Below are 12,179 nucleotides of genomic sequence, written 5' to 3' on the forward strand. Positions count from 1 at the left end.
TCAGCGGTCCGAGTGCTTCAGCAGGTAGCTGTTCGAGATCGCCTTGAACGACAACTCGCCGTCCAGCCGCTTGAACACCAGTCCCTCGCGCGAAGTGCCCGGATTCAGCGAGGGCCCTTCGGCATACGCCAGCACCTCGGCGATCGATCCGCCGAAGCGGTCGAGCGCGGTCACTTCGAGCAGTGGCACGGTGCGTACGGTGGCGCCCAGCGCGCGCAGCGAATCGACGATGGCGCCGCGCTCTTCCATTCCGCAGTAGCTGCCGCGATCGATGTCGAACACATCGAAGACGTGGAACTGCTGGCCGCGCAGCTTTTCCGGGTTGCCCTGGATGCCCTCGCCGATGATTTCGCCCTGGAGCGCCACGTTGCGGCTCAGCGCCGCAAGAGCTTCCAGCAGGCGGTCTTCCCGCGCCACGCGCCAAAGGCTGTTGCCCGGGGTTTCACGCAGCTGCCAGTTGCGCCCGCAGACGCCGACTGCTCCCGCGTTGTGGAACACGGTCATGCTCGATCCGTCGAGCTTGACCGTGACCTCGAACGCATGTCCGTCGTTCGCCGCCAGCACCTCCGGGAGGTTCTGGATGCGCTCCTGGTCGGTCTTGGCGATGAAGGCCGGGAACGCGCCCTCCACCTCGCCCGACAGGCAGGCCGGGATCACCGGCTCCCACTTGTCGATGCAGAGCAACTCGGCCCAGTCGTGCTGGCGCAGCGCCGGGTCGGCCAGCGCGAGCGCGTCGATTTCCGAGAACTGCGACAGTGGCAGGATCAGCCCTTGCGAGATCTGGCCGCGCAGCTTCAGCGTGCGAAGCCGCACGCCGCGCTGTTCGTTCCAGGTGATCGCGGCCTTCTCCAGAAAGGCGAAGCGCGAGTCGTCGAGCGGCAGGAACGAGTCGATCTCGAAGAAGACGCAGCGGTCGCCGACGGCGAACTCGCCCTTCTTGATGACGACGGTCCAGCCTTCGACGATGGCGCATTCGATTGCGTCAGCCCCGGGGATGGGGCGGACGGCATCGACGACGCGGACGGTGACGAGTTTGCGCATGGTTGTTTTCTCCCTGTGGTTTGCTGCTTGATGGTGACGAAAAAGAAAGAGGCCCGGAACCATTCGGTGTCCGGGCCTCTTGTTGAAAAGAGTTGAAGGGGAGTGTGCGCTGCTATGCGCTGCCTCCGCCCGGAAAGGCGCGACGATCCGTATGCTGCGTGCCGCCCTGCTCGGGACGGATGCTGCTTGTGACGGCAATGATGGCTGGTGTGTTCACAAAGATGTTTCCGGGTGCTTGTAGTGGCTGTGCCAGTTTCTCCATGCGAACCTGCATGGTTGGATTCGCAAGGGAGTCGGACTGTAAATAGTGTTTACGGCGGCGTCAACCCCTCGCCGCCAACACCATCCCCCGGCTCTCCCCGAACCCGATGCGCGCATGCCCCGGCTTCTCGCACCAGCCGCGCAGCAGCACCGCGTCGCCGTCTTCCAGGAAGCCGCGCTGTTCGCCGTTGGCCAGCTTCACCGGGCTTTGCCCAGCGCGCGTCAACTCGATGATCGCGCCGGCTTCGCCCTCACCGGGACCGGAGATCGTGCCGCTGCCGAACAGGTCGCCGGGGTTCAGGCTGCAGCCGCCCATGGTGTGGTGCGCCACCATCTGGGCGACGGTCCAGTACTGATGCCTGAAGCTGGTGGAGGACAGGCGCGAGGGCCCGGTCTTCTCCCTGCGTGCCTTTTCGCTTTCGAGCAACACCTCCAGCCGGATGTCGAGCGCGCCGCTCTCGCGGTTCGTCGCGTGCTCCAGGTAGGCCAGCGGCTGGGGCTCGTTCGACGGGCGGGTCCATGCCTGGCGGTAGGGCGCGAGCGCTTCCATGGTCACGATCCACGGCGAAATGGTGGTGGCGAAGTTCTTTGCGAGGAAGGGCCCGAGCGGCGCCATTTCCCAGAACTGGATGTCGCGCGCCGACCAGTCATTGAGCAGGCAGATGCCGAAGATGTGTTCGTCCGCGTGTTCGAGCGCAATCGCGTCGCCCTGTGCGTTGCCCTTGCCGATCCACACGCCGAGTTCCAGCTCGTAGTCGAGCCGAGCGCATGCCTGATAGGTGGGCGCTTTCGCGCCGGGCGCCATCGCCTGCCCCATCGGCCGATGGAAGCGCTGGCCGCTCACGCCGATGGTCGACACGCGCCCGTGGTACGCGATCGGAATCCATCGGAAGTTGGGCGTCACATCGCCGTCCGGGTTCATCAGGCGGCTGATGTTCAGCGCGTGGTCGATCGAGGTGTAGAAGTCGGTGTAGTCGCCGATGCGCGCGGGCACGGTGTATTCGGCTTCGGCCTGCGGCACGAGGCATTCGCGCACGGCCTGCACCGCGGCGATGGGCGCGTCGTTCTTCAGCAGATCGAAGAGCGCGTGGCGCAGCGCCTTCCATGCGGCGTTGCCGAGCGCGAAGAAGTCGTTGAGCGCCGGCAGTGCGGCCGCCTTCGCAGCGTCGAGCGCGAGGCCGTCGAGCTGCTGCTTGGTGACGAGCGCGGCCAGGTCCAGCACCTGGTCGCCGATCGCGACGCCGCCGCGAAATGCCTCGGTGGCGCCTGCGCGGCGGAACACCGCATGCGGCAGGTTCTGGATCGGAAAGTCGCTGTCCGTCGCGTTGGCCGATTCGACCCAGCTGCGCGCGTGAACGTCGTGCGTGTGGTTGAGTGCAATGCTCATGAGCCGTGCCTCATGCCGACGCCATCAGCGCGTCGTCGAAGATGGCGACCGCGCGCGTCCATCCGGCCGAAGCGCCGCGGATCTTGTGTGGAAAGCAGCTGATGTAGAAGCCCGTGGGCGGCAGCGCCTCCAGGTTGTGCAGCTTCTCGATGTGGCAGTAGCCGATGTCGCGGCCGGCCTTGTGGCCTTCCCAGATCAGCGAGGCGTCCTGCGTCTCGCCGTACTTCTTCGCGGTGTGCACGAAGGGTGCGTCCCAGCTCCATGCGTCGGTGCCCGTGAGGCGAACGCCGCGCTCCAGCAGGTACATCGTCGCCTCGTAGCCCATGCCGGCGCCGGCCGACACGTAGTCGGGGTGGCCGTAGCGCGAGCCCGCGCGGGTGTTGACCACCACGATCTCCAGCGGGCTCAGCGTGTGGCCGATGCGCTTGAGCTCGGCCTCGACGTCGGCGGCCGTCACTACATAGCCGTCGGCGAAGTGGCGGAAGTCGAGCTTCACGCCGGGCTGGAAGCACCACTCGAGCGGCACGTCGTGGATCGCGATGGCGGGCTTCTTCTCGCCCAGCGCCTTGTCCATGGTCGAGTGGAAGTGATAGGGCGCGTCGAGGTGCGTGCCGTTGTGCGTCGACAGCTGCACCAGCTCCACGGCCCAGCCTTCGCCGTCGGGCAGGTCTTCCTTTTTCAGGCCGGGAAAGAAGGGCTCGATCTGCTCGTAGGTCTGCTCGTGCGTGAAGTACTGGATCTTCGGCGCGAAGGCCGGTGGGTCGGAGAGCACATCGTTCTCGAGAAAGATCGAGAGGTCGACGAATTTGCGTGGCATGGGAACTCCTTGTGGGGTGTACGTGTTGGAAGAAGACGAAGGAATCAGGGGCGCTGCCAGCGCAGCAGGCGCTGTTCCGCGAAGGCCAGCAGCGCATTGCTCACGAAGCCGATGAGGCCGAGCAGCACGATGCCGGCGAACAGGTCGCTTGCACGGAAGGCGCGCGCGGCCAGCAGGATGGCCTGGCCCAGGCCGCTTTGCGAGGCGATCATCTCGCCCACCACCGCGACGATCAGCGCGATGGTCAGCGCCAGCCGCATGCCGGCCAGGATGTCGGGCATCGCGTTGGGAAGGCCCATCTTCCAGATGTACGCCGCGCGCGACATCTGCAGGCAGCGCGCCACTTCCGCGAGGCGCGGCTCCACGGCCGCGAAGCCGTGCACCGTGGCCAGCAGCACCGGCCACATCGCGCCGAAAGCCACCACGAAGAGCACCATGCCGGGGTTCAGCCCGAAGATGGAGATGGCCAGCGGCAGCAGCGCGGAGGCGGGCAGGGGGCGGATGAACTCGAGCGTCGGCTGCACCCATGCGCGCACCTGGGGCGACACGCCGATAGCCGCGCCCAGCAGCACGCCGAAGAGCGAGGCGAGCAGCCAGCCTTCGATCATCCGGCCCACCGTGGCGTGCGTGAAGCCGAGCAGCTCGCCGCCGCTATCGCCGCTTCCCGAGAGATTCAGTCCTTCGAGCAGGCTCGCGAAGGTGGCCTGCGGCGTCGGCAGGAACACGCGGCTCACCCAGCCGGCATTGCTCGCGACCCACCATAGCGCGACCAGCGCCAGCAGCACGCCCAGTGAGCCGAACCTGTACAGGCCGATGCGGTTGTCGTTCATGACGGCACCCCCATGCGCCGCGACACCGCGCGCTGCAGCATCAGCATGCCTGCGTTGACCGCGAAGCCCACGACGCCGATCCAGCCCAGCCAGGCGAGCATCAGCGCGGGGTCGAAGCTCTGCTGCGCGATCATCATCGCGTAGCCCATGCCGTTGGGGTTGGCCGCGATCTCCACCGTCACGGCCACCACCAGCGCCACCGCCACGCCGAGGCGCAATGCGACGAACAGGCGCGGCACGATGGCCGGCAGCACGATCTTGAACGCGCGCTCGCGCGCCGAAAGCCCCAGCACGCGGCTGACCTCGAGCAGCCGCGGCTCGACCTGCTGCACCGCCGCCTGCACCAGCACCAGCAGCGGCCAGAAGGTGGCGAAGGCGACGATGGCCAGTTCCATGCGCACGCCGAAGCCGAAGCCCAGCATCGCGAGCGGAATCAGCGCGACGGATGGCACGGGCCGCAGCACTTCGATGGAGACGGAGCCCAACTGCGCTGCGCGGCGCGAGAGCCCGAGCACCACCCCCAATGCGATGCCGAGCACGGCGCCCAGCAGCAGCCCGAGCGCGGCAGTGCCCAGCGTGAAGCCGGTGGCGGTCCAGAGCGAGCCGTCCATGGCCGCACCCACGAAAGCCTTTGCCGCTGCGCTGGGCGGCGCGAGCGCGTCGCTGCCCAGAGCGGCCGCGCGCCGCGCGTACCACTCGAAGGCGCCGATCAGCACGACGGGAAACACCCACGGCCGCAGCCAGCGGTAGAAGCGGCCGTCAGTCATGGCCCTGCTCGATGAAGGCGAAGAGTTCGCGGCGCAGGTGCAGGTACTCCGGATGCTCCTTGGTCGAGAGCTGGTCGCGCGGGCGCGGGATCTTCACGTCGATCATCCGCGCGAGGCTGGGCCGGCCCGGCCCTGGGTTGGCCTGCAGCGCGATCACTCGGTCGCCGAGGTAGATGGCCTCTTCGAGATCGTGCGTGACGAAGAGGACGGTGAGCCCGTCCTCGCGCACCAGCCGCGCGAGCTCGTCCTGCAGGCTCTGGCGGGTGAGCGCGTCCAGCGCGCCGAAGGGCTCGTCCATCATCATCAGCTCGGGCTTCTGCGCGAGGCAGCGGGCGATCTGCGCGCGCTGCTGCATGCCGCCCGACAGCTGCACCGGGAACTTGTGCGCGTGCTTCGCGAGGCCGACCTTGCCGAGCACGTCGGCGATGCGCGGTGCGCGCTCGGCCGCGGGCACACCGGCCGCCTCGAGTGCGAGGCTCACGTTGCCCTCCACCGTGCGCCAGGGCAGCAGGGCGCGTCCGTAGTCCTGGAACACGAAGGCCACTTCGCGCGAGGGCTCGGTCATCTTCACGCCGTTGCGCCGCACCTCGCCTGCGCTGGCCGTGACGAGCCCGCTGGCCGCGCGCAGCAGCGTGGTCTTGCCGCAGCCGCTGGGGCCGACGATGCAGACGAACTCGCCGCGCGCCACGTCGAACGAGGTGGGCGAAAGAATCTCGCGCCCGCCGAGGCGGATGGTCACGCCGTCGAATCGCAGGAAGGGCACGGCCTGCGCCGCGGTGCCGGCCGGTGCGTGAAAGGCGCCCGCCTGCAATGCGGCACGCGCGGTGACTTGAGCGGGCGCTGCGATCACTTCGCCACCAGCTTCGCCACGTCGATGTTCGTCTTGAGCATCTCCTGCTCCTTCATCAGCCCTGTCCAGTAGGACAGTTGTTTGTCGGTCACCACGGGGCCGGGCGGCGAGACCTGCACCTTGGCGAGCACGTCGGCCGGCAGCTTGATGTACTTGCCGATGGATGCGCGCACCTTGGCGTCGTTCTTCGGCTGCTGCATGAACGCGGCGGCTTCCACCAGCGCCTCGCGGAAGGCGCGCGCCGCCGCCGGATTCTTCGCCACCCACTCGCGCTTGGCGGCGTGCACGATGGTCTGGTTGTTCTCCGGCAGGAAGGTCGAGTAGTACGAGGCCACGTAGCCCGCGCCGCTCTCGGTGATGCGGCTCATGAACGGGTCGGCCGACACCACCGCGTCGACCGAGCCGCCGCGCAGCAGGTCGGCATGCTGCGGGAACGCGGCTTCGACGAAGTTGACCTTGCGGTAGTCCACGCCGCTGTCCTTCAGCCATGCGCGGAAGGTCACGTGCAGGAAGGCGCCCAGGCCCGGCACGCCGATCTTCTTGCCCACGCAGTCCTGCGCGCTCTTGATGCCCGAGCCCGCACGCGCCACCAGCCCGAAGCCGGTGATGGTCTTCGAGGTGAGGCCGCCGCCGGCCACCAGCACCAGGTCGAGCCCGCCGTCCACCGCCTGCAGGAACACCGAGGGCGTGGGGCCGCCGATCTGCAGCGAATCGGACTGCAGCGCGGCCGGAATCGTCGAGTTCAGCGGGATGAACTTGAGCTCCACGTCGAGGCCGCGCTTCTTGAAGTAGCCCTCCTCGGCGGCCACGAACACCGATGCGAAGTCGGTCACGGCCGTGTAGCCGAACACGATCTTCGTGGTGGACTGCGCGCGCGAAGGCAGCGCCGCGGCAGCCGACGCCGCGGCGAGCGCCGACAGCAGGGTGCGTCGTTTCATCATGTCTTCTGTCTCCTGGGAGTGGTTTTCTTGCGTGGGGTCTTGGGCCGCGGCAGGGCAGCGCGCAGGCCGCCGACGATGAAGCTCACCAGCATCGGTGCCACGGCCGGGTCGGCGCGCGTGTTCTCGCCGCGTGAGAGCCGTTCGATGCGGCTGTCGTTCAGGTGGTGCAGCAGCGAGCCCAGCGCGAACTGGTAGCCCCAGGCGGCCTGGCTGCGCGTGGCGTGCGGCATCGCGAGATGCAGCGCGTCGATGTAGGCCTCGGCCAGCGGATCGAAGTAGGCACGCAGCACGCGGTCGGCTTCCTCGGTGGCGTGATAGAGCTCGCGCGCCACCAGCAGCGCGTAGTACTCGCCCTCGGCGCTCGCGCGCAGCGCCAGCACAGGCGCGGTGAAGGCGTCGATGATGCGCGGCAGCGTGCGCGCGTCGTCGGGGTCGATGTCGACCGCGGCCAGGCCGGCCAGCCGCGCCTCGATGGAATGGCCCCAGTGCTCGAAGATCGCGTGGAAGAGCTCGTGCTTCTGCCCGTAGTAGTAGCCCACCAGCGCCAGCGGCACGCCGGCCTCCTCGGCGATCTGGCGGATCGTCACCACGTGGTAGCCGTGCTGCGAAAAAAGCTTCTCCGCCGCCAGCAGGATCGCCTGCTTGCGGTCGGGCCGCGCAGTCTCGATGGCGACTGCGGCCGCGGCCTGTGCCGGGGCGCGCGAGACCTGGCGCTTTGCGGTGGGTGTGCGGGTACTCATCGGGGTCGTATTGAACGCTTGTACAAAAACATTGAACACGCGTACAAACCCTGAGGTCAACCCTCATTGAGCACGGTCGTTCGCGGCGCTACGCTCGTGCAATGCCCGCTCCCAACATCCCCCAGATCCGCCTCTACCAGGACTGGCTGCGCGAAACGCGCGGCCTCGCATTCGACAGCTACGACGCCCTGTGGCGCTGGTCCGTCACCGAGCTCGATGCCTTCTGGCAGAGCATCTGGGACTACGCCCGCATCGAGTCGCCCACGCCGCACACGGCGGTGCTCGCCGAATCGCGCATGCCCGGCGCGCGCTGGTTCCCCGGTGCACAGGTCAACTACGCGCGCGAGGTGCTGCGCCACGTCGACGCAGCCCATGCGGCAGGCATGCCCGCCATCGTGAGCGACAACGAACTGGGCCAGGTGCGCGAGATGTCGTGGCCCGAGATGCGCCGCCAGGTCGCATCGGTGGCGCTCACGCTGAAGTCGCTGGGCGTGAAGCGCGGCGACCGCGTCGCGGCCTACATGCCCAATGTGCCCGAGACCATGGTCGCCTTTCTCGCATGCTCCAGCATCGGCGCGATCTGGAGCGTGTGCGCGCCCGACATGGGCACGGCCGCGGTGGCCGACCGCTTCAGGCAGATCGAGCCTAAGGTGCTGATCGCCGTCGATGGCGTGCACTACGGCGGCAAGCCGCTGGACCGCAGCGCGGTGCTTCGGGAGCTGCGCGGGCAGCTGCCCAGCGTGCAGAAGCTGCTGCTCGTGAAGTCGCCCTATGCCGCGAGCTCGGTGCCGCACGACGTCGAATGGACGCAGGCCATCGCGCGCGACGACGCCGAGGTCGCCGCCTTCGAGCCCGAATGGCTGCCCTTCGACCACCCGATCTGGATCGTCTATTCGAGCGGCACCACCGGCCTGCCCAAGCCCATCGTGCACGGGCAGGGCGGCATCATCCTCACCATGCACGCCTGCGGGCTGCACAACGACGTGGGCGCGAGCTACGGCGCCAACAACTTCGGCGAGCGCTACCACTGGTTCAGCTCCACCGGCTGGGTGATGTGGAACTCGCAGCTCTCGGGCATGGCCTTCGGCGCCACCATCTGCATCTACGACGGCAACCCGGCGGGCAGCAAGGAGAAGCCCGACTGGGGCGTGCTGTGGCGCTTCGTGGCGCGCCACAAGGTCACCTTCTTCGGCGCGGGCGCGGCCTACTTCACCAACTGCATGAAGGCCGGGCTCGTCGCGAAGGAGTGCGGCGATCTCTCGCGCGTGCGCGCGCTAGGCAGCACCGGCTCGCCGCTGCCCGAGGAGGTGCAGCGCTGGGGCTCGAGGCAGATCCTCGAAGCGGGTTCGAAGGAGGTGTGGTGGTGCAACATCTCGGGCGGTACCGATTTCTGCGGCGCCTTCGTCGGCGGCAACCGCGACCTGCCCGAGGTGCCCGGACAGATGCAGTGCCGCGAGCTCGGCCATGCGGTCGAGGCCTGGAACGAACAGGGCCAGCCCGTCATCGGCGAAGTGGGCGAGCTCGTCTGCACCAAGGCCATTCCGTCGATGCCGCTGTACTTCTGGGGCGACGAGGGTAACGCGCGCTACCTGTCGAGCTACTTCGACACCTACCCGGGCGTCTGGCGCCACGGCGACTGGATAAAGATCGGCACCGACGGCGGCTGCATCATCTACGGCCGCAGCGACGCCACCATCAACCGCCAGGGCCTGCGCATGGGCACCAGCGAGATCTACAGCGCCGTCGAGGGCCTGCCCGAAGTGCTCGACTCGATGGTGGTCGACCTCGAATACCTGGGCCGCGACAGCTACATGCCCCTCTTCGTGGTGCTGCGCCCCGGCGTGTCGCTCGACGACGCCATGCGCGCGAAGATCAACAACGCCATCAAGACATCGCTGTCGCCCCGCTTCGTGCCCAACGACATCTTCCAGGTGGCCGAGATACCGCGCACGCTCTCGGGCAAGAAGCAGGAGCTGCCGATCAAGAAGCTGCTGCTGGGCCAGCCTATAGAAAAGGTTGTCAACCGTGAAGCAATGGCGAACCCCGGCAGCCTCGACTGGTACGTGGCCTTTGCCGCGCAGCGTGCCTCCGCATAATGGGCGGATGAAAAGACGCACCAGCCTCCTCATGTTCTCCGCCATCGCGGGCGCCTCGCTGCTGAGCGCCTGCGCAGTGCCTTCTTCTCCGGCAGCGGGCGGTACCGCGCAGCTGCGCGTGACCGGTACCGTCACCTACCGCGAACGCATCGCGCTCGACCCCGCGGCCGACATCGTGGTGCAGCTGCTCGACGTGTCGCTCATGGACGCGCCCTCGAAAGTTCTCGCCGAGCAGCGCATCAAGGCCAACGGCAGGCAGGTGCCTTTCGCCTACGAGCTGAAGGTGGATGCCGCGCGCATCGAGCCGCGCATGCGCTACGCGGTATCGGCGCGCATCACGCGCGGCGACCAGCTCCTCTTCATCAACGACACGCAGTACCCGGTGCTCACCCAGGGCGGTGCCACCAGCGCCGATCTCGTGCTGGTGCGCGTCACCCAGGCTCCCCGCTAGGACATCACCAGCTCATAGAGCACCATGCGCGTCTGCCGGCCGCGCAGTTCCACCTGTTCCTCGATGCGCCGCGCATGCAGCCGGCCGTCGAGGCCGGCAAAAGTGGTTTCCGAGATCAGCGCCAGCGTGCCCAGCTGCTTGTTGATGCCCTCGATGCGGCTCGCCACGTTGATCGCATCGCCGAACGCGGTGTACGAGAGCCGGTCGTTCGAGCCCAGCACCCCCGCGATCACCGTGCCCGTGTGAATGCCCACGCGCGTGCGGAACTCGGGCAGGCCCTGCTCGGCCCACTTGCGGTTGAGCTCGTCCATCTCCACGTGCAGTTCCAGCGTGGCCAGGCAGGCCTTGTACTCCGCGTCCTTGAGATCGGAGGGCGCGCCCCACAGCACCATGATGCCGTCGCCGATGAACTTGTCGATCACGCCGCCGTGCCGCGAGAAAACGCCGGTCGCGAGGTTGAAGTATTCGGTGAGCATGCCCACCAGAACGTCGGTGTCCAGCGACTCCGAGATCGAGGTGAAGCCCTCCACGTCGGTGAACATCACCGTCACGCGGCGCGGCGAACCCGAAGGAGCGAGCGCGTGGCCTTCGTCGATGAGCTGGTTGATCACGTCCACCGGCACGAACTTGCTGAAGGCCTTGAGGCTGCGCGCCGAATCGTCCAGCGCCTGGTCCAGGTGCTGTATCTCGAGCACGCGGCTCGGTTCGCGCGGCAGGTTGTCGAGCTCCAGCAGGCCGATGCGGCGCGCGATGTGCGAGAGGTTTTCCACCGGCGCGGTCACCAGCTTCGAGAGCTTCAGCGACATGAACAGCGCGATCACCAGGAAGGCCGTCGCCAGCCCCAGGCCCCAGAGCACGGCACGGCGCAAGTCGCCCAGCAGCACGTCTTCGGGCACCCAGCTCACCAGCTGCCAGCCGGTGCTCGGTATGAGCGAGGTCTGCACCAGGTAGCGGCGGCCTTCGTAGGTGAAGGAGAACGCCGTGTCGCTGCCGCTGCCCGCGGTGCCGGCAGTGAGCATGTGGGCGTGCAGCGCGCCCAGCACGCCGCTGGGCGGCTCCAGCTTGTGAAGCACGCCGGGCATGTCGCTGCGCGCGAGCACCCGGAAGTCGGCGCTCAGCAGCGCGCTGTCGCCGTAGCCGTCGCTGTTGAACTGGCGCACGAATTCCGAGAGCCGGCCGAGCGAAACGTCGCCCGCCACCACCAGCTTCTGCGCACCGCCCGGGTAGCTGCGCTGGCTGGGCAGCGCGTATGTCACGCCGAGCTCCTGCGCGGCGGCGAACACATAGGGCTGCGTCCAGACCGGACCGCCCGCCTTCGAGGCCTGCAGGTACCAGCTGCGCCTGGTCGGGTCGTAGTCGCTGCGGAATGCGCCCAGGCGCTGGGTGGCGTAGCGCTGCTGCACGTTGGCCTCGGCGCCCAGCGGCAGCTTGTACTGCCAGGTCTCGGTGGTGAAGCCTTCGTCGAGCTCGATGTGGCGCATGGCCGGCACCGGGTAGCGCAGGGCCATCAGCATCTGGCCCCTCTCGTTGCTCACGTAGATGCTGTCGAGCTCGGGCGACTGCTGCAGCAGTGTCCAGAGCAGCTCCGCCGTCTTCTCCGATTGCTCGCCCGCTGGGCGCAGGCTGGGCGCGGAGCCCACTGCGTTGATGACCGATTCCGCCTTCTGCAGGAAGGCCAGCACCTTGTCCTCGGTGCGGTCGTGGTTCGACTTGTGCGCCGACACGCCGATGCGCGACACCAGCCTCTGCGAGCCCCAGTAGCCCAGCGACACCAGCAGCAGCGACTGCGCCAGCGCCACCGCGCTCACGATGGTGCCCACGTCCACCCGGAAGCGGCGCGAGCGCCCGGGAGGTGCGACGAGCGCCGGCGTGGGGGGCGACGCTCCCGTGACAGATTTGACCGGCGGCTTTCCAGCCGCTTCCGGGTTTCCGGACGAGTTCTTGTTCATACAGCTCCCTGACAACCACTCGACGCCGCAAGGCCGAAGCCGCGGGCCG

The 12,179-nt window shown here is 68.0% G+C and carries 11 protein-coding genes; 2 read left to right on the plus strand and 9 right to left on the minus strand.

All coding sequences use genetic code 11. From position 1 onward, the window contains the following. The 8 genes from ABL838_RS00695 to ABL838_RS00730 form a co-directional block, all read right to left on the minus strand. Entirely contained in the window at positions 1-1,041 is a 1,041-nt protein-coding gene (locus tag ABL838_RS00695; protein WP_418123647.1) for an RNA ligase (ATP), read from the minus strand. Between the two features lie 322 nt (positions 1,042-1,363). Next, positions 1,364-2,689 carry a fumarylacetoacetase gene (fahA, locus tag ABL838_RS00700; RefSeq protein WP_418123648.1) on the minus strand — a complete coding sequence of 442 codons (1,326 nt, stop codon included), beginning with the start codon at positions 2,687-2,689 and terminating at the stop codon, positions 1,364-1,366. A gap of 10 nt (positions 2,690-2,699) precedes the next feature. Next, on the minus strand, positions 2,700-3,506 hold the full coding sequence (locus ABL838_RS00705; protein WP_369660136.1) for a cyclase family protein: 807 nt from the start codon (positions 3,504-3,506) through the stop codon (positions 2,700-2,702). Positions 3,507-3,550: 44 nt separating this feature from the next. After that, positions 3,551-4,336 carry an ABC transporter permease gene (locus tag ABL838_RS00710; protein WP_418123649.1) on the minus strand — a complete coding sequence of 262 codons (786 nt, stop codon included), beginning with the start codon at positions 4,334-4,336 and terminating at the stop codon, positions 3,551-3,553. Next, entirely contained in the window at positions 4,333-5,103 is a 771-nt protein-coding gene (locus ABL838_RS00715) for an ABC transporter permease (RefSeq protein WP_418123650.1), read from the minus strand. Before ABL838_RS00715 ends, ABL838_RS00710 begins: the two co-directional genes overlap by 4 nt. Beyond that, complete coding sequence (locus tag ABL838_RS00720; protein ID WP_418123651.1) at positions 5,096-5,953, minus strand: ABC transporter ATP-binding protein; 858 nt, start codon at positions 5,951-5,953, stop codon at positions 5,096-5,098. The genes ABL838_RS00715 and ABL838_RS00720 overlap by 8 nt, the downstream gene beginning before the upstream one ends. Next, positions 5,950-6,894 carry an ABC transporter substrate-binding protein gene (locus ABL838_RS00725; RefSeq protein WP_418123653.1) on the minus strand — a complete coding sequence of 315 codons (945 nt, stop codon included), beginning with the start codon at positions 6,892-6,894 and terminating at the stop codon, positions 5,950-5,952. Before ABL838_RS00725 ends, ABL838_RS00720 begins: the two co-directional genes overlap by 4 nt. Then, complete coding sequence (locus ABL838_RS00730) at positions 6,891-7,634, minus strand: TetR family transcriptional regulator (RefSeq protein ID WP_369660132.1); 744 nt, start codon at positions 7,632-7,634, stop codon at positions 6,891-6,893. The genes ABL838_RS00725 and ABL838_RS00730 overlap by 4 nt, the downstream gene beginning before the upstream one ends. 101 nt (positions 7,635-7,735) lie before the next feature. On the opposite strand from ABL838_RS00730, the gene ABL838_RS00735 reads away from it, so the two are divergent. Together ABL838_RS00735 and ABL838_RS00740 are read left to right on the plus strand one after the other, a co-directional pair. Continuing rightward, a complete protein-coding gene (locus ABL838_RS00735; protein ID WP_418123654.1) occupies positions 7,736-9,730 on the plus strand; it encodes an acetoacetate--CoA ligase in 1,995 nt (664 codons plus the stop codon). Positions 9,731-9,737: 7 nt separating this feature from the next. Further along, entirely contained in the window at positions 9,738-10,181 is a 444-nt protein-coding gene (locus ABL838_RS00740; protein ID WP_260319317.1) for a YbaY family lipoprotein, read from the plus strand. Here the strand turns inward: ABL838_RS00740 and ABL838_RS00745 are convergent. After that, a complete protein-coding gene (locus ABL838_RS00745; protein ID WP_418118654.1) occupies positions 10,178-12,130 on the minus strand; it encodes an adenylate/guanylate cyclase domain-containing protein in 1,953 nt (650 codons plus the stop codon). The genes ABL838_RS00740 and ABL838_RS00745 overlap by 4 nt on opposite strands. Positions 12,131-12,179: the final 49 nt, after the last annotated feature.

This window comes from Variovorax sp. 160MFSha2.1, from assembly GCF_048305075.1.
Classification (GTDB): domain Bacteria; phylum Pseudomonadota; class Gammaproteobacteria; order Burkholderiales; family Burkholderiaceae_C; genus Variovorax; species Variovorax guangxiensis.

Excerpts from the sequence above, each read along its gene's own strand:
- ABL838_RS00695 (WP_418123647.1), bottom strand. The coding sequence starts at position 1,041 with ATGCGCAAACTCGTCACCGTCCGCGTCGTCGATGCCGTCCGCCCCATC.
- fahA (WP_418123648.1), bottom strand. The coding sequence starts at position 2,689 with ATGAGCATTGCACTCAACCACACGCACGACGTTCACGCGCGCAGCTGG.
- ABL838_RS00705 (WP_369660136.1), bottom strand. The coding sequence starts at position 3,506 with ATGCCACGCAAATTCGTCGACCTCTCGATCTTTCTCGAGAACGATGTG.
- ABL838_RS00710 (WP_418123649.1), bottom strand. The coding sequence starts at position 4,336 with ATGAACGACAACCGCATCGGCCTGTACAGGTTCGGCTCACTGGGCGTG.
- ABL838_RS00715 (WP_418123650.1), bottom strand. The coding sequence starts at position 5,103 with ATGACTGACGGCCGCTTCTACCGCTGGCTGCGGCCGTGGGTGTTTCCC.
- ABL838_RS00725 (WP_418123653.1), bottom strand. The coding sequence starts at position 6,894 with ATGATGAAACGACGCACCCTGCTGTCGGCGCTCGCCGCGGCGTCGGCT.
- ABL838_RS00730 (WP_369660132.1), bottom strand. The coding sequence starts at position 7,634 with ATGAGTACCCGCACACCCACCGCAAAGCGCCAGGTCTCGCGCGCCCCG.
- ABL838_RS00735 (WP_418123654.1), top strand. The coding sequence starts at position 7,736 with ATGCCCGCTCCCAACATCCCCCAGATCCGCCTCTACCAGGACTGGCTG.
- ABL838_RS00740 (WP_260319317.1), top strand. The coding sequence starts at position 9,738 with ATGAAAAGACGCACCAGCCTCCTCATGTTCTCCGCCATCGCGGGCGCC.
- ABL838_RS00745 (WP_418118654.1), bottom strand. The coding sequence starts at position 12,130 with ATGAACAAGAACTCGTCCGGAAACCCGGAAGCGGCTGGAAAGCCGCCG.